The sequence below is a fragment of the Streptococcus infantis genome (genome assembly GCF_021497965.1).
In the GTDB taxonomy this organism is placed as follows: Bacteria; Bacillota; Bacilli; order Lactobacillales; family Streptococcaceae; genus Streptococcus; species Streptococcus infantis_B.
The window spans coordinates 1,036,818-1,062,733 of record NZ_CP046525.1 but is presented as its reverse complement, the minus strand read 5'-3'; the positions used below and the strand labels follow the sequence as shown (position 1 = coordinate 1,062,733).

The window sequence follows — 25,916 nt, the reverse complement described above, 5'->3', positions numbered from 1 at the left end:
ACCATTATATCTGAAAACTGTTATTTTGACAAGGGGAAATCATTTTTTTAAATAAATTTCATCAATTTCGTGATTTTTAGACTTATGAAGAATAACTTCAGCCCGATTTCGTGTCGGTTCTATATAGTTTTGGAGATTAATCAGATTAATACTTGTCCAAACTTGGTGAGCTAAATCCTTTACTTCACCTAAAGGTAGCTGAGTGTAGCTATAGTAGTAGCTATCAGGATCATCCTGAGCCAAACTTAATAATTTTAGGAATCTATCTAAATACCAACTCTCGATATCCTCTACAGATGCGTCAACATAAATTGAAAAATCAAAGAAATCAGTTATATAGAGACGAGCATTTTGAGGATTTTGGAAAACATTAATTCCTTCAACAATTACAAAATCAGCGGCTTCTACTCGTTGCTTTTGTTCTGGGACGATATCGTAGATTTCATGAGAGTAGACTGGGATATCAACATCTTGACCATTCTTAAGTTGATCAAGGAAATTGATGAGAGCTTCCATGTCATAACTTTCTGGGAAACCTTTCCTAGTCAGAATACCTTGTTCGATTAAGGTATCATTAGGAAATAGGAAACCATCAGTTGTAACTAACTCTACTGTAGCTCCAGGAACAATACGTGAAAGCAATATTTGTAAAAGACGACTTGTAGTAGATTTTCCAACAGCCACACTCCCTGATACACCAATGATAAAGGGCTGGATTTTACTTTCTCTTTGAAGGAAAATACTTTTAGAGAATGCAAGGTCTTCTTTTGAACGCTTGTAGATTTGAATCAGATTCGCAAGTGGTAAATAAATGTCTGTTACATCATCCAAGCTAACTTGGTCGTTAAAACTTTTGATAGAATCCAATTCGTCTTCAGTCAAAGGTGGAGTTGTTTTACGATGTAAAGATTGCCATGTTCTTCGGCTGATTTTTTCATAATGCAAAAATTCGTTCGTCATAATTTTTCCTCATTAACCCCCCTAGTATAACATATTTCTAATTTAAACGGGGAATAAAAGATTTGAATCAGAGCGCTTTCTTTGTTAAAATAAAGCTAAGGAATACCAATAAAGGAGTGTGGGGTTATGGCAAAATTTTTAACTGATAAAAAATTGGCTGGCTCTATTTTATTAGTCATCCTTTTATGGATATCGGCAATTTTATGGAACTTTGATATTTCTATTGGAAGATTTAATATCAACTGGCTCTATTTTGTATTTTTTAAGCTATTACCAGCTTTAGGAATTCTCTATATTTTCTTAGCATTTTTGTTAAAGAAATGGTGGCTGATATTGATTGGTCTAGCTTGTCTATTTTCATTTTTTATTAGTATGTTCCTAGGTTATCTCTTCTTAGGGCCTTAGTTGGTATAGACCGTGTAAACGATTTAAAATATCTAAATTTTATGGTAAAATAATCCTATGAGTAAAATGTATTATGCAGAAAAACCCGATGCAGCTCACGATATTCATGAACTTAGAGTTGACCTACTTGGGCAAAAGATGACATTTTTGACAGATGCTGGTGTCTTTAGTAAAAAAATGATTGATTTCGGAAGTCAGTTGTTGTTAAGATGTCTAGATGTCGAAAAAGGTGAAAAAATCCTTGATGTTGGTTGTGGCTATGGTCCCATCGGCTTGTCTTTAGTCAAAGCTTATGGTGCCCAAGCAACTATGATTGATATCAATAATCGTGCCCTGGATTTGGCCCAGCAAAATGCAGTAAAAAACAATGTTCAAGCGACTATCTTCCAGTCCAATATTTATGAGCAGGTAGAAGGGCAATTTGATCATGTCATTTCGAATCCACCCATTCGTGCAGGCAAGCAAGTTGTTCATGAAATCATCGAGAAAAGCATTGATTATCTTGTAGACGGTGGAGATTTAACCATTGTTATCCAGAAAAAACAAGGAGCTCCAAGTGCCAAAAACAAGATGGAAGAAGTATTTGGCAACTGCGAGGTTGTAAAAAAAGATAAGGGATATTATATCCTTAGAAGTGTGAAAGAATGAGAGCAGTAGATCTAATCCAGAAAAAAAGAGATGGACAAGAACTGAGTTCGAGTGAAATCCAATGGCTGATTGAAGGCTATGTTGCAGGAACAGTTCCTGACTACCAGATGTCTGCCTTTGCTATGGCTGTTTATTTTAAAGGCATGACCACGAGAGAGATTTCTGACTTAACCATGAATATGGTTAAGACAGGTCAAGAATTTGATTTATCAGCTATTGAGGGTATAAAGGTTGATAAACACTCTACTGGTGGAGTGGGAGATAAGGTTACATTGATTTTAGCTCCCTTAGTCGCTAGTTTTGGTGTGCCTGTTGCCAAGATGAGTGGTAGAGGTCTAGGTCATACTGGTGGTACGATTGATAAATTAGAATCCATCAAAGGATTTCAAGTTGAACGCAGTCAGGATGACTTTATCAAACAGGTTCAGGATATTGGGGTTTCAGTTATTGGCCAGTCTGATCAATTAGTTAAAGCGGATAAACTTCTCTATGCACTACGAGATGTCACTGCGACAGTTGATACGATTCCCTTGATTGCTAGTTCTGTCATGAGTAAAAAAATTGCAGCTGGAGCCGATGCTATTTTGCTGGATGTAACAGTCGGTGAAGGTGCCTTTATGAAGACAGTTGATGAGGCGCGTGAATTGGCTCAAACCATGGTAAACCTTGGTAAGGCTGTTGGCCGTAAGACAGTAGCAGTCATTACGGATATGAGTCAACCTTTGGGACGTGCCATTGGGAACCGCTTGGAAATTCTAGAAGCAATAGAAATTCTTCAAGGTAAAGGACGCGAGGATATCAGCCACTTTATCTGTGAGTTAGCCCAGATTATGCTATCTTTGGCAAATGTTGAAAAAACAATCGAGGAAGTAAGGCAACATCTTGAAAATGGTCAGGCACTTAAGAAGTTTGAAGAGATGGTCCTCGCTCAAGGTGGAGATTTAGACAATCTTTATCGATCTGTAATAGTTGATCATATAGTTGATATTCCTGCTCAAGAGGATGGTATTATCGTAGAACTTCCAGCCATGGAGTTTGGTCTTTTCGCCATGAGATTAGGTGCTGGTCGTGCAGTTAAAACAGATGCTCTTGACTATGAGACAGGGATTGTTTTTGAGAAGAAAGTTGGAGAATCAGTCAAAAAAGGTGAAATTGTTGCAAAAGTATATGCAAATGGCAAAATTTCTCCGGAACTAGTTACAGATTTCCAAAAATATGTTAAAATTAAAATAAGTGATGAAGCGATAAAAACGCGTGAAATCATTGAAATTATCTCCTGATTTAAGGAAAATCCGAAATGAAATTAAATAAATACATTGATCATACGCTTTTGAAGCAAGATGCGACCGAACAACAAATCGATCGTTTGCTATCTGAAGCAAGAGAGTACGATTTTGCCAGTGTTTGTGTGAATCCTTGCTGGGTTTCTCATGCAAAAGCTGGTCTAACAGATACTGATGTCAAGGTTTGTACAGTTGTAGGTTTTCCTCTTGGAGCTACAACTTCAGCTGTCAAAGCCTATGAAACTAAAGAAGCCATCCAAAATGGTGCTGACGAAATTGATATGGTTATCAATGTTGGCGCACTCAAATCAGGAAATGCTGCATTAGTCGAGTCAGATATTCGTGCTGTTGTTGAAGCAAGCGGAGACAAACTGGTTAAAGTTATTATTGAAGCTTGTTTGTTAACGGATGAAGAAAAAGTTTTGGCTTGCCAATTGGCCCAAAAAGCTGGTGCAGACTTTGTAAAGACTTCTACAGGTTTTTCAACAGGTGGCGCTACGTTACCAGATGTTAAACTAATGCGTCAGACAGTTGGTCCTGATATGGGGGTCAAAGCAGCTGGTGGCGCTCGTTCTTATGCAGATGCAGTTGCCTTTGTTGAAGCGGGGGCTACACGAATCGGAACATCTTCTGGTGTAGCAATCTTAAAAGGAGAGTTGGCTGATGGCGACTACTGAGTTGATTGATTTAGCGATTGAAACTAGTAAAAAAGCTTACGTTCCCTACTCACATTTTCCGATTGGCGCTGTTTTGGTAGCCAAGGACGGAAGTATCTATACAGGGGTTAACATTGAAAATGCTAGCTATCCCTTGACCAACTGTGGCGAAAGAACAGCTATCTTTAAGGCTGTTTCTGAAGGACAACGAGAGTTTTCAGAATTGATTGTCTATGGAGAAACTGAGAAACCTATTTCGCCTTGCGGTGCTTGCCGACAGGTTATGGTCGAATTTTTTAAACCAGATCTAAAGGTGACTCTAGTCGCCAAAGATAAAACGACGGTCGAGATGACGGTCGGGGAATTACTTCCATATTCGTTTACAGACTTGCAATAGTCTGTGTCACTCACTGAGTGGCAAGGGTCCTTGTGGCCAATCAATCCATACTTGCAACTTTGTTGCGCATCTTATTTAGGAGGTTCAGTAATGAACAAAAAACAATGGCTAGGCCTTGGTCTAGTTGCAGTAGCAGCATTTGGACTTGCTGCATGTGGTAATCGCTCTTCTCGTAACGCGGCTTCATCTTCTTCTGATGTGAAGACTAAAGCAGCTATCGTTACAGATACAGGTGGTGTTGATGATAAATCCTTTAACCAATCAGCTTGGGAAGGTCTTCAAGCTTGGGGGAAAGAACACAACCTTGAAAAAGATAAAGGTTACACTTACTTCCAATCAACAAGTGAAGCTGACTACGCAAACAACTTGCAACAAGCAGCTGGAAACTACAACTTGATCTATGGAATTGGTTTTGCACTTAAAAATGCAGTTGCTGATGCTGCCAAAGAACATACAGATTTAAACTATGTTCTGATTGACGATGTGATTAAAGACCAAAAAAATGTTGTAAGTGCTACTTTTGCTGATAACGAAGCAGCATACCTTGCAGGTGTGGCTGCAGCTAAAACTACTAAAACAAAACAAGTTGGTTTTGTAGGTGGTATGGAATCTGAAGTTATTTCTCGGTTCGCAGCTGGTTTCAAAGCGGGTGTCGAATCAGTTGATCCATCTATTAAAGTTCAAGTAGACTACGCTGGTTCATTTGGTGATGCTGCTAAAGGTAAAACAATCGCTGCAGCTCAATACGCTGCAGGTGCAGACGTAATCTACCAAGCAGCTGGTGGTACTGGTGCAGGTGTCTTCTCAGAAGCTAAATCTTTGAATGAAAGCAAAAACGAAAGCGAAAAAGTTTGGGTTATTGGTGTAGACCGCGACCAAGTTGAAGAAGGTAAATATACTTCTAAAGACGGTAAAGAAGCTAACTTCGTACTTGCTTCTACTTTGAAACAAGTTGGTACAGCTGTAAAAGACCTTGCCAACAAAGCTGAAAAAGGTGAATTCCCTGGCGGTCAAGTTATCGTTTACTCATTGAAGGATAAAGGTGTTGACTTGGCAGTAACAAACCTTTCTGAAGAAGGTAAAAAAGCTGTTGAAGATGCAAAAGCTAAAATCTTTGATGGTAGCGTAAAAGTTCCTGAAAAATAATTGAAGGAAGTCATTTCTTAGGAAGCGGCCTGGGGCCGCTTCTTTAAGAATTGAGACAAATGGTTTTGTCTCAATAGAGCTTGCTAAGTTTCTTTAGCAGGTTTTATTGAAACAAAATAAAACTCTGAAAGGAAGAGCACATGGCACACGAAAATGTCATTGAAATGCGTGAAATTACCAAAGTTTTTGGTGAATTTGTCGCTAACGACAAGATTAACCTTGAACTTCGTAAAGGTGAAATTCATGCACTTTTAGGAGAAAATGGAGCTGGGAAGTCCACTCTTATGAACATGCTAGCAGGGCTTCTAGAACCAACTAGTGGTGAAATTGTGGTTAACGGTCAAGTTGTAAAACTAGACTCTCCGTCAAAAGCAGCTAGCCTAGGAATTGGAATGGTTCACCAGCACTTTATGTTGGTAGAAGCTTTCACTGTTGCTGAAAATATCATTTTAGGAAGCGAATTAACCAAAAATGGTGTCCTAGATATTGCTCGGGCAACTCGAGAAATTAACGAACTATCGGATCGTTATGGTCTTGCTGTGGATCCTACCGCCAAAGTAGCAGACATCTCTGTCGGTGCTCAACAACGTGTCGAAATTCTAAAGACACTCTATCGTGGTGCGGATATCCTCATCTTTGACGAACCAACTGCCGTTTTAACGCCATCAGAAATTGATGAATTGATGGCTATCATGAAGAACTTGGTTAAAGAAGGTAAATCCATTATCTTGATTACCCATAAGCTGGATGAAATTCGTGCAGTATCTGACCGTGTTACAGTTATCCGTCGTGGTAAATCTATCGAAACAGTGGAGATTGCTGGTGCGACTAACGCTGACTTAGCTGAGATGATGGTAGGACGTTCTGTTTCCTTTAAAACTGAGAAACAGGAAGCTCAACCAAAAGAAGTTGTTCTATCGATTCAAGATTTGGTAGTAAACGAAAACCGTGGTGTCCCTGCTGTTAAAAATCTCTCACTCGATGTTCGAGCTGGTGAGATTGTCGGGATTGCTGGGATTGATGGTAATGGTCAGTCAGAATTAATCCAAGCAATCACAGGTCTTCGTAAAATTGAGTCTGGTAGTGTGGAATTGAAAGGTCAATCCATTGTAGGTTTACACCCTCGCCAAATCACAGAAATGAGTGTTGGTCACGTTCCTGAAGATCGCCACCGTGATGGTTTGGTTTTGGAAATGATGATTTCTGAAAACATTGCCCTTCAAACTTACTACAAAGAACCGCTTAGTAAGAAGGGAATTTTAAATTATTCCAACATCATTAACTATGCGAAAAAATTAATGCAGGAGTTCGATGTTCGTGCTGCTAGCGAGATTGTACCAGCTTCAGCTCTTTCAGGGGGGAACCAACAAAAAGCTATCATTGCTCGGGAAGTTGATCGAAACCCTGATCTCCTCATCGTCAGCCAACCAACTCGTGGTTTGGACGTCGGTGCCATTGAGTACATTCACAAACGCTTGATTCAAGAACGTGATAATGGAAAAGCTGTCCTTGTAGTCAGCTTTGAACTAGATGAGATATTAAATGTTTCAGATAGAATTGCCGTTATCCATGATGGTAAGATTCAAGGGATTGTAACGCCAGAAACAACCAACAAGCAAGAGCTTGGAGTCTTGATGGCTGGTGGTGAATTGGAAAAGGAGAAGAGTGATGTCTAAAAAATTACAACAAATTTCGGTTCCCTTGATTTCTGTTATTTTAGGAATTCTACTCGGAGCCATCGTCATGTGGATTTTCGGTTACGATGCTATTTGGGGTTATGAGGAGTTGTTCTACACAGCATTTGGTAGTGTTCGTGGGATTGGTGAGATCTTCCGTGCTATGGGGCCATTAGTTTTGATTGCTCTAGGATTTGCAGTTGCAAGTCGTGCTGGCTTCTTTAACGTTGGTCTTCCAGGGCAAGCACTCGCTGGTTGGGTTATGAGTGGTTGGTTCGCTCTTTCTAATCCAGATTTGCCACGTCCATTGTTGATTCTTGCGACAGTTGTGATTGCTCTGGTTGCTGGAGGAATCGTTGGTGCTATTCCTGGTATTTTAAGAGCCTATCTGGGAACATCTGAAGTTATCGTAACCATCATGATGAACTATATTGTTCTCTATACAAGTAACGCCTTTATCCACTCTTTCCCAAAAGATATCATGCAAAGTACAGACTCATCTATCCGAGTAAGTGCAAACGCAACTTATCAAACACCTTGGCTTGCTGAGTTAACAGGAAACTCTCGTATGAATATTGGGATTTTCTTTGCAATCATTGCAGTAGCAGTTATTTGGTTCTTGCTTAAGAAGACAACTCTCGGTTTTGAAATCCGTGCAGTTGGTCTCAATCCGAATGCTTCTGAATACGCAGGTATTTCAGCGAAACGTACCATTATTCTATCAATGATTATTTCTGGTGCTCTTGCAGGACTTGGTGGAGCGGTAGAAGGACTTGGTACCTTCCAAAACGTATACGTTCAAGGTTCATCATTGGCAGTTGGATTTAATGGTATGGCGGTAAGTCTGCTTGCTTCAAACTCACCAGTTGGAATTCTATTTGCAGCCTTCCTTTTCAGTGTTCTTCAAGTTGGAGCTCCGGGTATGAATGCTGCACAAGTACCATCTGAGCTTGTAAGTATCGTTACAGCCTCAATTATCTTCTTTGTCAGCGTTCACTACATCATCGAACGCTTTGTCAAACCAAGAAAACAACTAAAAGGAGGTAAATAAGGATGTCGATTACAACAATGTTAACCCTTATGGTTTCTTCAATGTTGATTTACTCAGCACCACTTATTTTCACAAGTATCGGAGGAGTTTTCTCTGAGCGTGGTGGGGTTGTTAACGTTGGTCTTGAAGGAATCATGGTCATGGGTGCCTTTTCTGGAGTTGTTTTTAACCTTGAGTTTGCACAAGATTTAGGAGCGTTAACTCCTTGGTTAGCTCTTCTAGTTGGTGGATTAGTCGGAGCTATCTTCTCACTGATTCACGCAGTAGCTACAGTTCATTTTCGTGCTGACCATGTTGTCAGTGGTACCGTACTTAACTTGATGGCGCCAGCCTTGGCAGTTTTCTTGGTGAAGGTACTTTATAACAAGGGCCAAACGGACAATTTAACGCAAACTTTTGGACGTTTTGATTTCCCTGTTTTGGCTAATATCCCAGTTATCGGAGATATCTTCTTTAAGTCAACAAGTTTACTTGGTTATCTAGCAATTGCCTTCTCATTCTTAGCATGGTTTATCCTCTTTAAGACTCGCTTTGGACTTCGTCTTCGTTCAGTTGGTGAACACCCACAAGCAGCAGATACTTTGGGGATTAATGTCTACAAGATGAGATATCTGGGAGTTGTGATTTCAGGATTCCTTGGAGGAATCGGTGGAGCTATTTACGCTCAATCAATTTCCGTTAACTTCTCAGTTACAACTATCGTCGGACCTGGATTTATCGCACTTGCTGCTATGATCTTCGGTAAATGGAATCCTGTTGGTGCTATGCTTTCAAGTCTCTTCTTTGGACTATCACAAAGTTTAGCAGTTATCGGTTCCCAACTTCCTTTCTTGCAAGGAGTTCCAGCTGTTTACTTGCAAATTGCGCCATACCTCTTGACCATTGTCGTACTAGCAGCCTTCTTTGGTAAAGCTGTTGCGCCGAAGGCAGATGGTATCAACTATATCAAGTCTAAATAATATAAAAAAAAACGTCAGTTTCAACTGACGTTTTATTTTTTTGGTTCTTGGTGGGTTATGTTAAGTCCCCAAGGAATGAGATTTTCTGTTTTATTTTGGATCCGTTTGATGTTGTCCTTATGTCGTACAATTACCAGACTCGCAAGAGCGATAATAATCAAAGTGAAGAGTAGATCATAACTAGTTAAAATAAATCCAAATAGAGGAAAAAGAAGGACACCGATAATCGCTGCAATCGCAGCTGATATACTAGAGAGGGAAATCATACTTCCCAGATAAAGGATTCCAAAGAAAATGACTGCTAGATAAAGGCAAAAGAGAGGAGCAAATCCAAAAATAACTCCAGCACTGGTTGCAACAGCCTTGCCACCCTTGAATTTGGCAAAGATAGGGAAGGTATGTCCAATGACTGCTAAGAGTCCAAAGACGATAGGCGAAATTCCCTGAACATGGAAGATGAGTGGAAGTAGAGTCGCCAAAGTACCTTTGAAGAAATCAATTGCAAAGGTTGCCATACCAGCTTTCTTACCAAGGATTCGAAAAGTATTGGTCGTTCCTGTATTACCGGACCCATGTTCTCTTAGATTGATATTAAAGAAGGCTTGTCCAATCCAAAGTCCTGAAGGGATTGAACCTAATAAATAAGCTAAAATTAATAATACTATTGTTATCATGTTTCTATTATACCATGAAATGAAAGAGAATCCGAACTAAATTTTTTCTCAAACTGTGACATCTGATACTTGAGATAAGTAGAAAAAGATACTTATGAGTACTTTTGTTATTAGAAATCAATGAAAAGTTTTAAAAATTCATGGAAATTTCTGAAAATCTTTGATTTTGTGTTTATTTATGCTATAATAGGAACAATTATTTTTAGGAGGTGGAATATGTCTTACTTATTCGAGATATTGCCAAGTTTATTGAGCGGTGCGACAATGACTTTACAAGTTTTTGCACTGGTCTTGCTTTTTTCAATCCCTTTAGGCATTTTGGTTGCCTTTTGCCTACAGGTCCATTGGAAACCCCTCCATTACATGATTGATGTTTATATCTGGGTGATGCGTGGAACACCCTTACTTTTGCAGTTGATTTTTATTTATTATGTTCTGCCAAGTATCGGAATTCGACTCGACCGAGTACCAGCAGCCATTATTGCCTTCACGCTTAATTATGCAGCTTATTTTGCAGAAATATTCCGTGGAGGGATTGCAACCATTCCTCAGGGGCAATATGAGGCAGCGAAAGTTTTAAAATTCAATCCTATCGATACTGTTCGCTATATCATCTTGCCCCAGGTGACCAAGATTGTCCTACCAAGTGTATTTAACGAGGTTATGAGCTTGGTTAAGGATACTTCTTTGGTTTATGCACTCGGTATTTCAGATTTAATCCTAGCCAGTCGAACTGCAGCCAATCGTGATGCTAGCTTGATTCCGATGTTTCTAGCGGGAGCTATCTATCTTCTAATGATTGGTGTTGTTACAATCCTAGCTAAGAAACTTGAGAAAAAGTTCAGCTACTATAGATAGGAGGTCATCCATGTTAGAGTTAAGAAATATCAGCAAAAAATTTGGAAAAAAAGAAATTTTATCCAATTTCAGTTTAACAATTCCTGAAAAGCAGATTTTGGCCATCGTTGGTCCTTCTGGTGGTGGAAAGACAACCTTGCTTAGAATGCTAGCTGGTCTTGAGACCATTGATTCAGGAGAGATTTTTTATAATGGAGAATCTCTACCATTGGATGAACTTGAAAAGCGTCACTTGTTAGGTTTTGTATTTCAAGATTTTCAGCTATTTCCTCATTTATCCGTTATGGAAAATTTGATTTTGTCACCTATCAAGACTATGGGGATGTCTGAAGCAGATGCTAAGAAGAAGGCAATCGACTTACTCACTCGTCTGGGACTCGAAGCTCATGCAGATGCCTATCCTTATTCCTTATCTGGTGGTCAAAAGCAACGGGTTGCCTTAGCACGTGCTATGATGATAGATCCTGAAGTGATTGGTTATGATGAACCGACTTCAGCCCTTGATCCAGAGTTGCGTCTCGAAGTTGAAAAACTGATTTTACAAAATCGTGACTTAGGTATGACGCAGATTGTCGTGACTCACGATCTACAGTTTGCAGAGAATATTGCTGATCAGATTCTCAAAGTAGAGCCTAAGTAGGAGGTGTCTATGAATCGAAAGAAAATCAGCCTTGTTTTGGTATTCTTTCTTGCTTTTTTCCTCGTAGGATGCACGCAAAAAGCTAGCAATCCTAAAGTAGATAATTGGGGAAAATACCAACAACAAGGAACAATTACTATCGGATTTGACAATACTTTTGTTCCTATGGGATTTGAAGAAAAGAATGGGCAATATGTTGGATTTGATATTGATTTAGCCCAAGCTGTTTCTGAGAAACTTGGGTTCAAGGTTCAGTTTCAACCCATTGATTGGGATATGAAGGAGACAGAGCTTCAAAATGGGACCATTGATGCAATTTGGAACGGCTATTCTGCGACGGATGAACGTCGTGAGAAAGTAGCCTTTACTATTCCTTACATGGAAAATCAGCAGGTTCTTGTCTCTAAGAAATCACAAAATATCCAATCAGTGTCTGATATGGCAGGTAAAGTTTTAGGTGCTCAGGCAGGTTCTTCGGGTTATCTAGATTTTGAAGCTCAGCCTGAACTCTTGAAAAATATTGTAAAAGATCAAAAGGCTAACCAATATCAAAGTTTTAATGAAGCCTTGATTGACTTACAAAATGACCGGATAGATGCTCTTTTAATTGACCGTGTTTATGCCAACTATTATCTTAAAACTGAAGGAATCTTAGACCAGTATGAGATTTTCCCAGCTGGTTTTGAGAGTGAATCCTTTGCAGTTGGAGTAAGACCAGCGGACAAGACCTTATTAGCCAATTTGAATAAGGCTTTTGTCGAGCTCTATCAAGAAGGAAAATTCCAAGAAATCAGCCAGAAATGGTTTGGCGAAGATGTGGCTACAAGCCAAATTAAAGGAAAAGAAAACTAAGATGTATATCTTGGTTTCTTTTTTTAGTGAAGATGGACGATTTTTTGCTAAAAAGGACTTGGGAATAGGCTTTTTAACTAGAAAAGCTTTGCAAAATCCCTAGAAAACCTGTAAAATAGAAAAGATGAACAAATAGGAGGTTCCTTGTGTCAAAAAAGGAAATCAATATTAACAATTATAATGATGACGCCATCCAGGTGCTAGAAGGGTTGGATGCGGTCCGTAAACGTCCAGGGATGTATATCGGATCCACCGATGGTGCTGGTCTCCATCACCTAGTCTGGGAAATTGTCGATAATGCAGTCGATGAAGCCTTATCTGGATTTGGTGATCGTATCGATGTGACGATTAATAAAGACGGTAGTTTAACGGTTCAAGACCATGGGCGTGGGATGCCAACTGGTATGCACGCTATGGGGATTCCGACAGTTGAGGTTATCTTCACTATTCTTCATGCTGGGGGAAAATTCGGACAAGGTGGTTACAAGACTTCTGGTGGTCTTCACGGAGTTGGTTCTTCTGTCGTGAACGCCCTCTCTAGTTGGCTTGAAGTAGAAATTACGCGTGATGGTGCTGTTTACAAGCAACGCTTTGAAAATGGTGGGAAGCCAGTAACAACTCTTGAAAAAGTTGGAACGGCACCAAAATCTAAGACAGGAACAAAAGTGACCTTCATGCCGGATGCTAGTATCTTTTCTACGACTGATTTCAAGTACAATACCATTTCAGAGCGTCTCAATGAGTCTGCTTTTCTCTTGAAAAATGTAACCTTGTCATTAACGGACAAGCGAACAGACGAGTCAATCGAGTTCCACTATGAGAATGGGGTTCAGGACTTTGTTTCCTACCTCAACGAAGACAAGGAAACCCTGACACCAGTTCTCTACTTTGAAGGCGAAGACAATGGTTTCCAAGTAGAAGTAGCCCTTCAGTATAATGATGGATTTTCAGATAACATCCTGTCCTTTGTCAATAACGTTCGCACTAAGGACGGTGGAACGCATGAGACAGGACTTAAGTCTGCTATTACCAAAGTCATGAATGACTACGCCCGTAAGACAGGTCTTCTCAAGGAAAAGGATAAAAATCTTGAAGGGTCCGATTACCGTGAAGGATTAGCAGCCGTTCTTTCTATTCTAGTCCCTGAAGAACACTTGCAGTTTGAAGGACAGACTAAGGATAAACTAGGAAGTCCCCTTGCTCGTCCTGTTGTAGATGGAATTGTGGCTGATAAGTTGACCTTCTTCCTCATGGAAAATGGAGAACTAGCTTCTAACCTGATTCGCAAGGCTATCAAGGCGCGCGATGCTCGTGAAGCAGCACGTAAGGCGCGTGATGAGAGTCGTAATGGTAAGAAAAATAAGAAAGACAAGGGCTTGCTTTCTGGGAAATTAACCCCAGCCCAGTCTAAAAATCCAGCTAAGAACGAACTCTACCTAGTCGAGGGTGACTCTGCCGGTGGTTCTGCTAAGCAAGGTCGTGACCGCAAGTTCCAAGCTATCTTGCCTCTTCGTGGTAAGGTTATCAATACAGCCAAGGCTAAAATGGCAGATATCCTGAAAAATGAAGAAATCAATACCATGATTTATACCATCGGTGCTGGTGTTGGGGCAGACTTCTCGCTTGAAGATGCCAACTATGACAAAATCATTATCATGACCGATGCCGATACCGACGGTGCCCACATTCAAACACTTCTCTTAACCTTCTTTTACCGCTATATGCGTCCGCTAGTTGAGGCAGGTCATGTTTATATCGCCCTTCCACCTCTTTACAAGATGTCAAAAGGGAAAGGTAAGAAAGAAGAAGTGGCCTACGCTTGGACAGATGGTGAGCTAGAAGAACTACGTAAGCAGTTTGGTAAAGGTGCTACCCTCCAACGCTACAAGGGACTTGGTGAGATGAATGCGGACCAACTATGGGAAACAACTATGAATCCAGAAACTCGTACCCTCATCCGTGTCACAATCGAAGACCTAGCACGCGCAGAACGTCGTGTCAATGTCCTCATGGGGGACAAGGTCGAACCACGCCGAAAGTGGATTGAGGATAACGTGAAGTTTACGCTGGAGGAAGCAACAGTATTTTAAGTAAATCTTCCTTTTTCAAAATCTTAGCTCTCTAAAAGAGGTATAAATCATGATAAGTTTATTGTTTGATAGTCCATTTGTTGTCATAGTCTTAGCTTTAGCTGCAGTTATGTATATAATTGCCAAACAAGGTAAACCTGAGCAAAGCCGCTATCTTGAATTTTTACTATTAACCATAGTAACTACCTGTGTCTTTTTATTTGATAATCCTTTAAGATCCAATCCTTATGCAGGTTTGCTCTTCTATGTTTTTGACTTTTATATTTTCACATCAGCTAGCTTAGCATTCAGTTTTACAGCTATTTATAAAAGTACCAAACATCACAAGTATTATCCTAGTAGTTACTCAAAACTTCTTAAGATAAATGCATGGTTTTTGGCAATCTTATCAGGGATGAATCTACTATTTATAATGCTGACGCAAGAAATGGGAATTATTTTGCTATTACCAATTTTTGGTATTAGTTTTATCTTTCAATTCATAGTCGGAGAGCTTGAAAGAAAAAGAGTTCAGAAGCTTCTTAAGCAAAGAAAAGAAGATGCTGTTATTCAGAACTTAGAGGCAACTAAGGATGAACCGCATGAGAACTGACCAGGAAATGCTTGGACTGATTTTACAAATAGCTAAAAAGTTACAGGTTGATGCTGTGGCCCTATCTGGTTCGCGTACAAACCAAAAGATTCAAACAGATGAATTTCAAGACTATGATGTTGTCTATATTGTGGATGACTTAGATTATCTGTCGAGTGACTTTTCTTGGCTGGACCAGTTCGGTGAACGCATCATTGAGCAAGAGGTGACTCTTGGACATCGCCGTCTATTTCTCATGCTTTTTGAAGATGGGAATCGCATTGATCTAACCCTCTGTCCCAAAGCACATATCCAAGAATGGGTGGATAGTGAAGCTGACTTCACAGTCTTAGTAGATGATAAGGGCTTGTTTGAGTCCTATTCTTCCAGTCCAGAGCGTTTCTGGATACATCCGGCTAGTGAGACGGATTTTAAAAAAGCCTGCAATGAATTTTGGTGGGTGTCAGCTTATGTGGTCAAAGGAATTTGTCGCAAGCAAATCATTTATGCGACGGACCATCTTTACGGTATTTGCCAGCAAGAGTTGTTAAAAGTCTTGGCTTGGCAGGTAGCAAGTGATAGAGGAACAGTCGTCATCGGTAAAAATTACAAGTATCTCTTTAACTACTTGCCTGCTGAGACGGAGAAGTACTTCTCAAATCTGCTTGATTTCTCAAGTTTAGACAAAATCATTCAGTCTTTATTGGCTACAATGCAACTTTTCCACCAAGAAGCTCAATGCCTTACTAAAAAGATGGGGTTTGACTACGATAGGGAAGTAGCTGAGAAGATGATTCAGTATGCTGAGGAAAAACTTCAAAACACTAATTAAATAAAGAACATAATTCATAACTTTAAACTACAGAAAGGATCGTTTGGTTATTTATAGTAACTGAACACCTTTGTCTATAAAAAAACTACTCTACATTCTTTGAAAGGAGTTGAACACGCCCTAAATACTGTGTGAAACTCTTGATTCCAACATTTAACCACGTATTAAAAACTACAGAAAGGATCGTTTGGTTACTCTCAGTAACTGAACACGGGACTAATTTCTTAGGAAAAAAGATAAATTGCTTTGGGTTCATGTAACCCTGCATCAATTTCCTATTTTTCTACAGAAATTTTCGGCAGGCCAAAACGTCCCTTTGTATCTTATATGAGTAATATCCAAAATATGTCCTTAGAGGACATCATGGGAGAGCGCTTTGGGCGCTACTCCAAATACATCATTCAAGACCGGGCTTTGCCAGACATTCGTGATGGATTGAAGCCGGTTCAACGCCGTATTCTTTATTCGATGAATAAGGATGGCAATACTTTTGATAAGAGCTACCGTAAGTCGGCTAAGTCTGTCGGGAACATCATGGGTAATTTCCACCCACATGGAGATTCTTCTATCTATGATGCCATGGTTCGTATGTCTCAGGACTGGAAGAACCGTGAGATTCTAGTTGAAATGCACGGTAACAATGGTTCAATGGATGGAGATCCGCCTGCGGCTATGCGTTATACTGAGGCTCGTTTGTCTGAGATTGCAGGCTACCTCCTTCAGGATATCGATAAAAAGACAGTTCCTTTTGCTTGGAACTTTGACGATACGGAGAAAGAGCCAACTGTCTTACCAGCAGCCTTTCCAAATCTCTTAGTCAATGGCTCTACAGGGATTTCAGCTGGTTATGCCACAGATATTCCACCACATAATTTAGCCGAAGTTATCGATGCTACAGTCTACATGATTGATCATCCGACTGCCAAGGTTGATAAGTTGATGGAATTCTTGCCTGGGCCAGATTTCCCTACTGGTGCCATTATCCAAGGTCGTGATGAAATCAAAAAGGCCTATGAAACTGGTAAAGGGCGCGTGGTTGTTCGTTCTAAGACAGAAATTGAGAAGCTTAAAGGTGGTAAGGAACAAATAGTTATTACTGAGATTCCTTATGAAATCAATAAAGCTAACTTAGTCAAGAAAATCGATGAAGTCCGTGTCAATAACAAGGTGGCAGGTATCGCTGAGGTTCGTGATGAGTCTGACCGTGATGGTCTTCGTATCGCAATTGAACTCAAGAAAGATGCGAACACGGAGCTCGTTCTCAACTACCTTTTCAAGTATACTGACTTGCAAATCAATTACAACTTCAACATGGTTGCGATTGACAATTTCACACCTCGTCAGGTTGGAATTGTGCCTATCTTGTCTAGCTATATTGCCCACCGTCGTGAAGTGATCTTGGCGCGTTCTCGCTTTGACAAAGAAAAGGCTGAAAAACGTCTCCATATTGTGGAAGGTTTGATTCGCGTCATCTCTATCTTGGATGAAGTTATTGCTCTTATCCGTGCTTCTGAGAACAAGGCTGACGCTAAGGAAAACCTCAAGGTCAGCTATGATTTTACAGAAGAACAGGCTGAGGCCATCGTTACCTTGCAACTGTACCGTTTGACCAATACAGATGTGGTTGTCTTGCAAGAAGAAGAAGCAGAACTTCGTGAAAAGATTGCTATGCTTGCGGCTATCATCGGTGATGAACGAACTATGTACAATCTCATGAAAAAAGAGCTTCGTGAGGTCAAGAAGAAATTTGCGACACCTCGATTGAGTACTTTAGAAGATACAGCAAAAGTCATTGAGATTGATACAGCAAGTCTGATCGCTGAAGAAGATACTTACGTCAGCGTGACTAGGGCAGGTTATATCAAGCGTACTAGCCCTCGTTCATTTGCAGCTTCAACCTTAGAAGAAATTGGCAAACGGGATGATGACCGATTGCTATTCGTTCAATCTGTCAAAACAACTCAACATCTCTTGATATTTACAACCCTAGGGAATGTCATTTACCGCCCTGTCCATGAGTTGGCAGATATTCGTTGGAAGGATATTGGGGAGCACTTGAGCCAAACGATTACAAACTTTGAAACCAATGAAGAAGTGCTCTATGTTGAAGTTGTGGATCAGTTTGAGGATGCGACAACCTACTTTGCAGCGACTCGCCTTGGACAAATCAAACGGGTAGAACGCAAAGAATTCTCTCCATGGAGAACCTACCGTTCTAAATCTGTTAAGTTCGCTAAGTTGAAAGATGATAGTGACCAAATTGTAGCTGTTGCACCAATCAAGCTTGATGATGTTCTATTAATCAGTAAAAATGGCTATGCTCTTCGCTTTAATATCGAAGAGGTTCCAGTTGTTGGAGCCAAGGCTGCAGGTGTTAAAGCTATGAATCTGAAAGCAGATGATGAGCTTCAAGCTGCCTTTATCTGCAATACGTCATCTTTCTATCTGTTAACGCAACGTGGAAGCTTGAAACGTGTATCAACAGAGGAAATTCCAGCAACTAGTCGCGCTAAGCGTGGTCTTCAAGTTCTGAGAGAATTGAAGAGTAAACCGCATCGCGTCTTCTTGGCTGGAGCAGTCTCAGAACAAGGATTTATTGGAGATCTCTTTAGTACAGAAGTAGAAGATGGCGAACAAACTCTTGTCATCCAATCAAATAATGGAACGATTTATGAAGCAATCCTACAAGATTTGAATCTATCAGAGCGTACAAGTAATGGAAGCTTTATCTCAGATACTATTTCTGATGAAGAAGTTTTTGATGCCTACCTCAAAGAAGTCTTTAAAGAAGATAAAGAAAATTAAAAATCAGTCCTAGTGACTGATTTTTTATAAGCAAAATTTTCAGAAAATTACAAATAATACTTGAATTTTTAGGAGAATAGTGTAGAATAGAACACAAAGCTTGATTAGAATAAAGGAGATTATCATGACAGTTACAATCGATTGGGAAAATCTCGGTTTTTCCTATATGAAACTACCTTATCGTTATATCGCTTATTATAAAAATGGACAATGGACTCAAGGAGAATTAACCGAGGACTCAACTCTTCACATTTCAGAATCATCTCCAAGTCTTCACTATGGACAACAAGCATTTGAAGGATTAAAAGCCTATCGTACAAAGGATGGTAGCGTACAACTCTTTCGTCCAGATGAAAATGCCAAACGTCTGCAACGCACCTGTGATCGTCTCTTGATGCCTCAAGTTCCAACAGAAATGTTTGTAGAAGCATGTAAAGCTGTTGTTCGTGCCAATGAAGAATACGTACCACCTTATGGGACTGGTGGAACCCTCTACCTCCGTCCACTTTTGATTGGTGTTGGAGATATCATTGGGGTAAAACCAGCAGAGGAGTATATTTTCACCATCTTTGCCATGCCAGTTGGAAATTACTTTAAAGGTGGTTTGGTTCCAACAAACTTCTTGATTCAAGATGAGTATGACCGTGCTGCACCAAATGGAACAGGAGCTGCCAAGGTCGGTGGCAACTATGCAGCCAGTCTTTTACCGGGAAAAATGGCTAAATCCCGCCATTTCTCAGACGTTATCTACCTAGACCCGTCAACTCACACCAAGATTGAAGAAGTCGGTTCAGCAAACTTCTTTGGGATTACAGCTGATAATGAGTTTGTAACGCCATTGAGTCCATCAATCTTGCCATCCATTACCAAGTATTCATTGCTTTACTTGGCAGAGCATCGTTTAGGCTTGAAGCCTGTTGAGGGAGATGTACCAATTGATAGTCTGGATCGATTTGTAGAAGCAGGTGCCTGTGGTACTGCAGCCGTAATTTCACCTATTGGGGGAATCCAACACGGTGATGATTTCCATGTTTTCTACAGTGAAACAGAGGTTGGTCCAGTGACTCGTAAACTATACGATGAATTGACAGGTATCCAATTTGGTGACATTGAAGCACCAGAAGGCTGGATTGTAAAAGTAGATTAAACATTTTTAAAGGAGATCTTTATGAAAACGAAAAAGTGGATGTTAACAGCAGGAGTTGTCCTGAGTACAGCTGTACTTCTCGTAGCTTGTGGTAAAGCTGACAAGGAAGCAGACGCACCTACTACCTTCTCTTACGTCTATGGAGTAGACCCATCATCTTTGGACTACAGTATTGCAACTCGTACTTCAACAACGGATATCATCGGTAACGTTGTTGATGGTTTGTTGGAAAATGACGAATACGGAAATTTGGTTCCGTCTCTAGCTGAGGATTGGAGCGTCTCACAAGACGGTTTGACTTATACTTATAAACTTCGTAAAGGAGTTAAATGGTATACTTCAGAGGGTGAAGAATACGCTGAAGTAACTGCGCATGACTTTGTTACAGGATTGAAACACGTTGCAGATGGTAAATCAGACGGTGTCACTCTTATTCAAAACTCCATCAAGGGCTTGAATGAATATATGACTGGTGAGACTAACGACTTCTCAACAGTTGGGGTTAAGGCGTTGGACGATTACACAGTCCAGTACACTCTTAATGCACCTGAAAGTTTTTGGAATTCAAAAGTGACTTCAGCAACTATGTTGCCGGTAAATGAAGAATTCCTTAAAGCTTCAGGTAAAAATTACGGAGCTGTCAGCCCATCAGGTATCCTTTATAACGGTCCATATATCTTGAAGACTTTGACTTCAAAATCTTTAATCGAATACGAAAAGAATCCAAATTATTGGGATAAAGAGAAGGTTAAAATCGAGAAGGTTAAATTGACTTACTATGATGGTTCAGACCAAGAATCATTAATCCGTAGTTTCTCTTCAGGTGTTTATACAACAGCTCGTATCTTCCCAAGTAGCTCAAACTTTGCTTCTACTTTAGAACAATACGGAGATAAAATCACCTATAGTCCACAGGATTCAACTAGTTATTACTTTACCTTTAACGTAAACCGTCAATCTTATAATAAGACTGCGAAGACAAGTGAAGAACAGAAAACTTCTACAAAAGAAGCAATGCTGAACAAGGACTTCCGTCAAGCAATCAACTTTGCCTTTAACCGTCACTCATATGCTGCACAGCTCAACGGTGAAGATGGTGCGGATAAGATTATTCGTAACAGCCTAGTTCCAGATAACTTTGTCCAATCTGGTGGTAAAAACTTTGGTGATATTGCTCAAGCAGAATTGGTCAACTATGGAGACCAATGGAAAGGTGTTGAACTTGTAGACGGAAAAGATACTATCTATAATCCTGATAAAGCCAAAGCTTCATTTGAAAAAGCTAAGAAAGAATTGGAAGCAAAAGGTGTAACCTTCCCAATTCACTTGGATGTCCCAGTTGAGCAAACAGATACAATTGCAGTTCAACAAAGCAATTCCTTTAAACAATCAATCGAGTCAACTCTTGGTTCTGAAAATGTCGTTATCGATGTTCTTCAGATGACTGATAACGAGAAGGAAAGTATTACATCTCAAGCACGTGTTCCTGCTCAGAAAGACTATGACTTGAATAGCACTGGTTGGGCTCCAAGCTATCAAGACCCAGCAAGTTATCTAAATATCATGGATCCTAAAACTGGTTCTGCTATGAAACACCTTGGTATTACGAAAGGTAAAGACAAGGAAGTAGTAGCTCAACTTGGTTTAGATGAATATAAGAAACTCTTGGATGATGCAGTTTCTGAGACAAATGACTTGGACAAGAGATATGAAAAATATGCCAAAGCTCAAGCATGGCTTACTGATAGTTCTCTCTTGATGCCGACAGCTTCGTCAGGAGGCTCACCAGTTGTCAGCAACGTTGTTCCATTCTCTAAACCATACTCACAAGTAGGTATCAAGGGTGATCCATATATCTTCAAGGGCATGAAATTGCAAAAAGAGATTGTAACGGCTAAAGAATATCAAGCAGCTCTTGAAAAATGGCAAAAAGAGAAATTGGAATCAAACAATAAATACCAAAAAGAACTAGAAAGTCATGTCAAATAAACCATACTAGTATTTTGGAAAAGGGGCCTATATGGAATGGATTAAACTAATAGGGATAGTTATCATTGTGGTTGGTTTTATCTATAAATTAGATACCATTGCAACGGTAGTCTTAGCTAGTTTAGTTACAGCTCTAGTTTCTGGAGTTTCTCTTGTTGAGTTCTTGGAAATTTTGGGAAAAGAATTTAGTAATCAACGAGTTCTGACGATTTTTATAGTGACTTTGCCACTGGTAGGTTTATCTGAAACTTTTGGGCTCAAGCAACGTTCGATTGACTTGATTCAAAAGATTAAAGGACTGACTGTAGGAAGTTTTTATACAGTGTATTTCTTTTTTCGGGAACTCGATGGTTTCTTTGCTATTCGTATCGGAGGACATCCGCAGTTTGTAAGACCCTTGGTTCAACCCATGGGACAGGCAGCAGCAGAGTTACAATTAGGTAGAAAATTAACAGAGAAGGAAAGCGAAGCGCTAAAAGCGCGTGCAGCAGCAAATGACAATTTTGCAAATTTCTTTGCTCAGAATACTTTCGTTGGTGCAGGTGGTGTCCTCTTAGTTGGGGGCACTCTGGACCAATTGGGTTACGAAAGCAATTATGCAGGAATTGCTTCAGCTTCTCTTATAGTTGCTGGGGTAGCCCTTCTTGTAGTAGGGATTTACAATTACTTGTTTGATAAAAAACTGCTAGCGAATAAGCTTAGTAAAGGGAAAGAAGAATGACCAATCTAGCAAGACAGTTATTAGAGTTGACCTATATTGTGATTGGTTGTCAATTCCTTCATACGGCTTATTGTAGCTATAGAGATAAAACAAACCCAGTTCGCTTTGGAACAGCTGGGTTTTGGGCTTTATTGGGTATCAGTTTTATCGGTGGTTCCTATTTACCATCAATCTTGATTGGTGTTGTTGTAGTGCTATTGGCCCTACTGACTCTTTTTAAACAGGTTCGTATAGGGACATTGCCGTCACTTGATGAAGTCAAGGCAAATATTGAAGCCAAACGATTAAAGAATAAAATTTTTATCCCAGTCATGTTAATGGCTTTGATTGCTTTAGTATTAGCAAAAGTAATTCCTGAGTTTAGTAAGATAGCTATCAGCCTTGCAGCATTTTTTGCAACCCTGTCTCTCCTTTTGATTACCAAGAGTTCTCCTAAGAGCTTATTAGCAGAAAACAATCGCATGGTCCAGCAAGTTTCAACCAGTGGGATAGTTCCTCAACTTTTAGGTGCTTTGGGGGCAATTTTTACCGTGGCAGGCGTTGGAGATTTGATTTCGCATTTAATAAGCGGTCTAGTACCTTCGGGTAGTCGTTTTATGGGAGTAGTAGCTTATGTCCTTGGGATGGTTCTATTCTCCATGATAATGGGAAATGCATTTGCTGCTTTCACAGTCATTACTATCGGGATTGGTGTTCCCTTTGTATTTGCTTTGGGAGCTGATCCAATCGTAGCTGCTGCCTTGGCAATGACAGCAGGTTGCTGTGGGACCTTACTGACTCCAATGGCTGCTAACTTTAATGCATTACCGGCAGCACTTTTGGAGATGAAAGATCCAAATGGCGTTATCAAAGCGCAAGTAGGAGTGGCTGTTATCATGATAATCCTACATGTATTTTTAATGTACTATTTGGCGTTTTAGCAAAGGAAATAAAATGAAAATATTAGTTACAGGTTTTGATCCTTTCGGTGGTGAAAAGGTCAATCCAGCTCTGGAAGCAGTTAAATCATTACCGTATGAAATCAATGGTGCAGAGCTTCATTGGGCAGTAATCCCAACGGTCTTTTATAAATCAGCAGAGGTTTTAGAAGCAGAAATTGTCCGTTATCAACCAGATGTTGTACTCTGCATCGGACAAGCAGGAGGTAGAGCTGGTTTAACTCCTGAACGAGTTGCCATCAATCAAGATGATGCAAGAATTCCAGATAACCAAGGGAATCAACCGATTGACACACCTATTCGCCTAGATGGAGAAGCTGCCTATTTTAGCACGCTCCCTATCAAAGCAATGGTACAAGCCATAAACGAGGTAGGGCTGCCAGCTACAGTATCCAATACAGCTGGAACCTTTGTTTGCAACCATTTGATGTATCAGGCTCTCTATTTAGCGGATAAGAAATTTCCCAATATGAGAGCAGGCTTTATGCATATTCCCTATATGACCGAACAAGTGGTAAATAAGCCTAATACTGCATCCATGTGCTTAAGAGATATTGTCCGAGGTATCGAAGCTGCGATTGGTGCTATCGTAGACTACAAAGATAAGGACTTGAAAATAGTTGGTGGAGCAACCCATTAATTGACTAAAATTCAAGGGAAAAATTTCTCTAGACGATTCAAGGAACTCTTTACCAAGATTAGCTTGGTAGAGAGTTTTTTCTTGCGAGATCGGGGAATTTCTTGTAAAATAGAGAAAGTGAAAAGAGGTATCGTATGAGTAAAAAAGATAAAAAAATTGAGATTCAGTTGTCAGATGCTAAAGTAGCAGTTGGAAAAGATAACTACGATGGTTATACCTTAATGATTGGTAAAAAGTTAATCGGTGAAATTGCCGAACTAGACAACCAATTTGCAATCATAAAGAATGGAAATGTCGATAGTTTTTACAAGAATCTTGAAAAAGCTGTGGAAATATTGATTGAAAACTATAATTTAGCAAAATAATGCTTGTTTTTTGCAATTTTTCATGATATAATAGGTTTTGTTCATTATCGGAGAGATAGCGAAGAGGCTAAACGCGGCGGACTGTAAATCCGCTCCTTCGGGTTCGGGGGTTCGAATCCCTCTCTCTCCATTTCACTTTTGGGGTATAGCCAAGCGGTAAGGCAAGGGACTTTGACTCCCTCATGCGTTGGTTCGAATCCAGCTACCCCAGTTTCTAGGTAATAAATTCAAGATGAAAAGAAAAATATCTTAGGGTATTTTATTTTTATAATTGAAGGACGTTCGAGATGTTCATGTCGTTGCGGGTGCTTAGGAAAAAAATTATAAGTATGTCAAGTTAAAAAACTTGATTGTTGGAGGATTTTTTAGATGAATGAATTTGAAGATTTGCTAAATAGCGTTAGCCAAGTTGAACCTGGTGATGTTGTTAGTGCTGAAGTATTGACAGTTGATGCTAATCAAGCTAACGTTGCAATCTCAGGAACTGGTGTTGAAGGTGTCTTGACTCTTCGCGAATTGACAAACGATCGCGATGCAGATATCAATGACTTTGTAAAAGTAGGTGAAGTATTTGACGTTCTTGTACTTCGTCAAGTAGTTGGTAAAGATACTGATACAGTAACATACCTTGTATCTAAAAAACGCCTTGAAGCTCGCAAAGCATGGGACAAACTTGTAGGACGCGAAGAAGAAGTTGTTACAGTTAAAGGAACTCGCGCTGTTAAAGGTGGACTTTCAGTAGAATTTGAAGGTTTGCGTGGATTTATCCCAGCTTCAATGTTGGATACTCGTTTCGTACGTAACACTGAGCGTTTTGTAGGTCAAGAATTTGAAGCTAAAATCAAAGAAGTTGACCCTAAAGAAAACCGCTTCATCCTTTCACGTCGTGAAGTTGTAGAAGCAGCTACTGCTGCAGCTCGTGCTGAAGTATTTGGTAAATTGGCTGTTGGTGATGTTGTAACTGGTAAAGTTGCACGTATCACAAGCTTCGGTGCTTTCATCGACCTTGGTGGTGTTGATGGATTGGTTCACTTGACTGAATTGTCACACGAACGTAACGTTTCACCTAAATCAGTAGTAACTGTTGGTGAAGAAGTTGAAGTGAAAATCCTTGATCTTAACGAAGAAGAAGGACGTGTATCACTTTCACTTAAAGCAACAACACCTGGACCATGGGATGGCGTTGAGCAAAAATTGGCTAAAGGTGACGTTGTAGAAGGTACAGTTAAACGTTTGACTGACTTCGGTGCATTTGTTGAAGTATTGCCAGGTATTGATGGACTTGTTCACGTATCACAAATTTCACACAAACGTATTGAAAATCCAAAAGAAGCTCTTACAGTTGGTCAAGAAGTTACTGTTAAAGTTCTTGATGTTAACGCTGATGCAGAACGCGTTTCACTTTCTATCAAGGCTCTTGAAGAACGTCCAGCTCAAGAAGAAGGACAAAACGAAGAAAAACGTGCTCCACGTCCACGTCGTCCAAAACGTCAAGAAAAACGTGACTTTGAACTTCCAGAAACTCAAACTGGATTCTCAATGGCTGACTTGTTCGGAGACATCGAACTTTAATCAATCAGATTTAATTACAAATCCTTTGTTGTTAAAACAAG

Annotated in this window: 25 protein-coding genes and 2 tRNA genes; 25 read left to right on the top strand and 2 right to left on the bottom strand. The window is 39.9% G+C overall.

Annotated elements, in window-relative coordinates; genetic code table 11:
* Positions 1–39: 39 nt before the first annotated feature.
* Positions 40–960 carry a type I pantothenate kinase gene (gene coaA, locus GOM46_RS05325; protein WP_235083312.1) on the bottom strand — a complete coding sequence of 307 codons (921 nt, stop codon included), beginning with the start codon at positions 958–960 and terminating at the stop codon, positions 40–42.
* Positions 961–1,086: 126 nt separating this feature from the next.
* On the opposite strand from coaA, the gene GOM46_RS05320 reads away from it, so the two are divergent.
* The 9 genes from GOM46_RS05320 to GOM46_RS05280 all read left to right on the top strand — a co-directional run bounded on the left by GOM46_RS05320 (position 1,087) and on the right by GOM46_RS05280 (position 9,181).
* Positions 1,087–1,365, top strand: coding sequence for a hypothetical protein (locus GOM46_RS05320; RefSeq protein ID WP_006151214.1), 279 nt, complete (start codon positions 1,087–1,089; stop codon positions 1,363–1,365).
* Between the two features lie 57 nt (positions 1,366–1,422).
* Positions 1,423–2,013, top strand: coding sequence for a class I SAM-dependent methyltransferase (locus GOM46_RS05315; protein WP_321159625.1), 591 nt, complete (start codon positions 1,423–1,425; stop codon positions 2,011–2,013).
* Positions 2,010–3,293, top strand: a complete 1,284-nt coding sequence (locus GOM46_RS05310) for a pyrimidine-nucleoside phosphorylase (RefSeq protein ID WP_006151235.1) — start codon at positions 2,010–2,012, stop codon at positions 3,291–3,293. Before GOM46_RS05315 ends, GOM46_RS05310 begins: the two co-directional genes overlap by 4 nt.
* A 17-nt stretch (positions 3,294–3,310) precedes the next feature.
* Positions 3,311–3,973 (top strand): deoxyribose-phosphate aldolase, encoded by a 663-nt coding sequence (gene deoC, locus GOM46_RS05305; protein ID WP_006151248.1) that lies wholly within the window; start codon positions 3,311–3,313, stop codon positions 3,971–3,973.
* A complete protein-coding gene (locus GOM46_RS05300; protein WP_000246078.1) occupies positions 3,960–4,349 on the top strand; it encodes a cytidine deaminase in 390 nt (129 codons plus the stop codon). Before deoC ends, GOM46_RS05300 begins: the two co-directional genes overlap by 14 nt.
* Before the next feature lie 90 nt (positions 4,350–4,439).
* Entirely contained in the window at positions 4,440–5,495 is a 1,056-nt protein-coding gene (locus GOM46_RS05295; RefSeq protein ID WP_235083311.1) for a BMP family lipoprotein, read from the top strand.
* A gap of 140 nt (positions 5,496–5,635) precedes the next feature.
* Complete coding sequence (locus GOM46_RS05290; RefSeq protein WP_006151198.1) at positions 5,636–7,171, top strand: ABC transporter ATP-binding protein; 1,536 nt, start codon at positions 5,636–5,638, stop codon at positions 7,169–7,171.
* The gene (locus tag GOM46_RS05285; RefSeq protein WP_006151261.1) at positions 7,164–8,222 is read left to right on the top strand and encodes an ABC transporter permease; all 1,059 of its coding nucleotides are present in this window, start codon (positions 7,164–7,166) and stop codon (positions 8,220–8,222) included. The genes GOM46_RS05290 and GOM46_RS05285 overlap by 8 nt, the downstream gene beginning before the upstream one ends.
* 2 nt (positions 8,223–8,224) lie before the next feature.
* Positions 8,225–9,181, top strand: coding sequence for an ABC transporter permease (locus tag GOM46_RS05280; protein WP_006151243.1), 957 nt, complete (start codon positions 8,225–8,227; stop codon positions 9,179–9,181).
* A 32-nt stretch (positions 9,182–9,213) separates the two neighbouring features.
* Here GOM46_RS05280 and plsY read toward each other — a convergent pair whose 3' ends face one another.
* Complete coding sequence (gene plsY / locus GOM46_RS05275) at positions 9,214–9,855, bottom strand: glycerol-3-phosphate 1-O-acyltransferase PlsY (RefSeq protein WP_235083310.1); 642 nt, start codon at positions 9,853–9,855, stop codon at positions 9,214–9,216.
* Positions 9,856–10,071: 216 nt separating this feature from the next.
* On the opposite strand from plsY, the gene GOM46_RS05270 reads away from it, so the two are divergent.
* The 16 genes from GOM46_RS05270 (at position 10,072) to rpsA (ending at position 25,875) form a co-directional block, all read left to right on the top strand.
* Positions 10,072–10,713, top strand: coding sequence for an amino acid ABC transporter permease (locus tag GOM46_RS05270; protein WP_006151191.1), 642 nt, complete (start codon positions 10,072–10,074; stop codon positions 10,711–10,713).
* 10 nt (positions 10,714–10,723) lie between these two features.
* On the top strand, positions 10,724–11,353 hold the full coding sequence (locus GOM46_RS05265) for an amino acid ABC transporter ATP-binding protein (RefSeq protein WP_006151260.1): 630 nt from the start codon (positions 10,724–10,726) through the stop codon (positions 11,351–11,353).
* 9 nt (positions 11,354–11,362) lie between these two features.
* Positions 11,363–12,205 (top strand): amino acid ABC transporter substrate-binding protein, encoded by an 843-nt coding sequence (locus tag GOM46_RS05260; RefSeq protein ID WP_235083309.1) that lies wholly within the window; start codon positions 11,363–11,365, stop codon positions 12,203–12,205.
* A 146-nt stretch (positions 12,206–12,351) separates the two neighbouring features.
* Complete coding sequence (gene parE / locus GOM46_RS05255) at positions 12,352–14,295, top strand: DNA topoisomerase IV subunit B (protein WP_006151256.1); 1,944 nt, start codon at positions 12,352–12,354, stop codon at positions 14,293–14,295.
* Between the two features lie 49 nt (positions 14,296–14,344).
* Positions 14,345–14,887: a hypothetical protein gene (locus tag GOM46_RS05250; protein WP_006151236.1), complete on the top strand. Its 543-nt coding sequence runs from the start codon at positions 14,345–14,347 to the stop codon at positions 14,885–14,887.
* Entirely contained in the window at positions 14,877–15,698 is an 822-nt protein-coding gene (locus GOM46_RS05245; protein ID WP_025170063.1) for an aminoglycoside 6-adenylyltransferase, read from the top strand. The genes GOM46_RS05250 and GOM46_RS05245 overlap by 11 nt, the downstream gene beginning before the upstream one ends.
* A 327-nt stretch (positions 15,699–16,025) precedes the next feature.
* Positions 16,026–18,503, top strand: coding sequence for a DNA topoisomerase IV subunit A (gene parC, locus GOM46_RS05240; protein ID WP_080560912.1), 2,478 nt, complete (start codon positions 16,026–16,028; stop codon positions 18,501–18,503).
* A gap of 124 nt (positions 18,504–18,627) precedes the next feature.
* The gene (locus GOM46_RS05235) at positions 18,628–19,650 is read left to right on the top strand and encodes a branched-chain amino acid aminotransferase (protein ID WP_006151265.1); all 1,023 of its coding nucleotides are present in this window, start codon (positions 18,628–18,630) and stop codon (positions 19,648–19,650) included.
* A 21-nt stretch (positions 19,651–19,671) separates the two neighbouring features.
* The gene (locus tag GOM46_RS05230) at positions 19,672–21,639 is read left to right on the top strand and encodes a peptide ABC transporter substrate-binding protein (RefSeq protein ID WP_006151229.1); all 1,968 of its coding nucleotides are present in this window, start codon (positions 19,672–19,674) and stop codon (positions 21,637–21,639) included.
* A gap of 31 nt (positions 21,640–21,670) precedes the next feature.
* Positions 21,671–22,360 carry a DUF969 domain-containing protein gene (locus GOM46_RS05225; protein ID WP_006151190.1) on the top strand — a complete coding sequence of 230 codons (690 nt, stop codon included), beginning with the start codon at positions 21,671–21,673 and terminating at the stop codon, positions 22,358–22,360.
* Positions 22,357–23,280, top strand: coding sequence for a DUF979 domain-containing protein (locus GOM46_RS05220; protein ID WP_006151282.1), 924 nt, complete (start codon positions 22,357–22,359; stop codon positions 23,278–23,280). Before GOM46_RS05225 ends, GOM46_RS05220 begins: the two co-directional genes overlap by 4 nt.
* A 13-nt stretch (positions 23,281–23,293) precedes the next feature.
* Positions 23,294–23,938 (top strand): pyroglutamyl-peptidase I, encoded by a 645-nt coding sequence (gene pcp / locus GOM46_RS05215; protein ID WP_006151221.1) that lies wholly within the window; start codon positions 23,294–23,296, stop codon positions 23,936–23,938.
* Between the two features lie 134 nt (positions 23,939–24,072).
* Positions 24,073–24,303, top strand: coding sequence for a DUF2969 domain-containing protein (locus GOM46_RS05210; protein ID WP_178894876.1), 231 nt, complete (start codon positions 24,073–24,075; stop codon positions 24,301–24,303).
* Positions 24,304–24,352: 49 nt separating this feature from the next.
* Positions 24,353–24,433, top strand: a tRNA-Tyr gene (locus GOM46_RS05205).
* A gap of 9 nt (positions 24,434–24,442) precedes the next feature.
* Positions 24,443–24,514, top strand: a tRNA-Gln gene (locus tag GOM46_RS05200).
* Positions 24,515–24,672: 158 nt separating this feature from the next.
* The gene (rpsA, locus tag GOM46_RS05195) at positions 24,673–25,875 is read left to right on the top strand and encodes a 30S ribosomal protein S1 (RefSeq protein WP_006145742.1); all 1,203 of its coding nucleotides are present in this window, start codon (positions 24,673–24,675) and stop codon (positions 25,873–25,875) included.
* The last annotated feature ends 41 nt before the right edge of the window (positions 25,876–25,916 follow it).

Coding starts and splice junctions, on each gene's coding strand:
- GOM46_RS05210 (WP_178894876.1), top strand. CDS start 24,073: ATGAGTAAAAAAGATAAAAAAATTGAGATTCAGTTGTCAGATGCTAAA.
- GOM46_RS05280 (WP_006151243.1), top strand. CDS start 8,225: ATGTCGATTACAACAATGTTAACCCTTATGGTTTCTTCAATGTTGATT.
- GOM46_RS05295 (WP_235083311.1), top strand. CDS start 4,440: ATGAACAAAAAACAATGGCTAGGCCTTGGTCTAGTTGCAGTAGCAGCA.
- GOM46_RS05270 (WP_006151191.1), top strand. CDS start 10,072: ATGTCTTACTTATTCGAGATATTGCCAAGTTTATTGAGCGGTGCGACA.
- GOM46_RS05285 (WP_006151261.1), top strand. CDS start 7,164: ATGTCTAAAAAATTACAACAAATTTCGGTTCCCTTGATTTCTGTTATT.
- GOM46_RS05265 (WP_006151260.1), top strand. CDS start 10,724: ATGTTAGAGTTAAGAAATATCAGCAAAAAATTTGGAAAAAAAGAAATT.
- parC (WP_080560912.1), top strand. CDS start 16,026: ATGAGTAATATCCAAAATATGTCCTTAGAGGACATCATGGGAGAGCGC.
- GOM46_RS05320 (WP_006151214.1), top strand. CDS start 1,087: ATGGCAAAATTTTTAACTGATAAAAAATTGGCTGGCTCTATTTTATTA.
- GOM46_RS05235 (WP_006151265.1), top strand. CDS start 18,628: ATGACAGTTACAATCGATTGGGAAAATCTCGGTTTTTCCTATATGAAA.
- GOM46_RS05250 (WP_006151236.1), top strand. CDS start 14,345: ATGATAAGTTTATTGTTTGATAGTCCATTTGTTGTCATAGTCTTAGCT.
- GOM46_RS05225 (WP_006151190.1), top strand. CDS start 21,671: ATGGAATGGATTAAACTAATAGGGATAGTTATCATTGTGGTTGGTTTT.
- pcp (WP_006151221.1), top strand. CDS start 23,294: ATGAAAATATTAGTTACAGGTTTTGATCCTTTCGGTGGTGAAAAGGTC.
- GOM46_RS05260 (WP_235083309.1), top strand. CDS start 11,363: ATGAATCGAAAGAAAATCAGCCTTGTTTTGGTATTCTTTCTTGCTTTT.
- GOM46_RS05230 (WP_006151229.1), top strand. CDS start 19,672: ATGAAAACGAAAAAGTGGATGTTAACAGCAGGAGTTGTCCTGAGTACA.
- plsY (WP_235083310.1), bottom strand. CDS start 9,855: ATGATAACAATAGTATTATTAATTTTAGCTTATTTATTAGGTTCAATC.
- GOM46_RS05300 (WP_000246078.1), top strand. CDS start 3,960: ATGGCGACTACTGAGTTGATTGATTTAGCGATTGAAACTAGTAAAAAA.
- GOM46_RS05245 (WP_025170063.1), top strand. CDS start 14,877: ATGAGAACTGACCAGGAAATGCTTGGACTGATTTTACAAATAGCTAAA.
- GOM46_RS05220 (WP_006151282.1), top strand. CDS start 22,357: ATGACCAATCTAGCAAGACAGTTATTAGAGTTGACCTATATTGTGATT.
- deoC (WP_006151248.1), top strand. CDS start 3,311: ATGAAATTAAATAAATACATTGATCATACGCTTTTGAAGCAAGATGCG.
- rpsA (WP_006145742.1), top strand. CDS start 24,673: ATGAATGAATTTGAAGATTTGCTAAATAGCGTTAGCCAAGTTGAACCT.
- GOM46_RS05290 (WP_006151198.1), top strand. CDS start 5,636: ATGGCACACGAAAATGTCATTGAAATGCGTGAAATTACCAAAGTTTTT.
- coaA (WP_235083312.1), bottom strand. CDS start 960: ATGACGAACGAATTTTTGCATTATGAAAAAATCAGCCGAAGAACATGG.
- GOM46_RS05310 (WP_006151235.1), top strand. CDS start 2,010: ATGAGAGCAGTAGATCTAATCCAGAAAAAAAGAGATGGACAAGAACTG.
- GOM46_RS05315 (WP_321159625.1), top strand. CDS start 1,423: ATGAGTAAAATGTATTATGCAGAAAAACCCGATGCAGCTCACGATATT.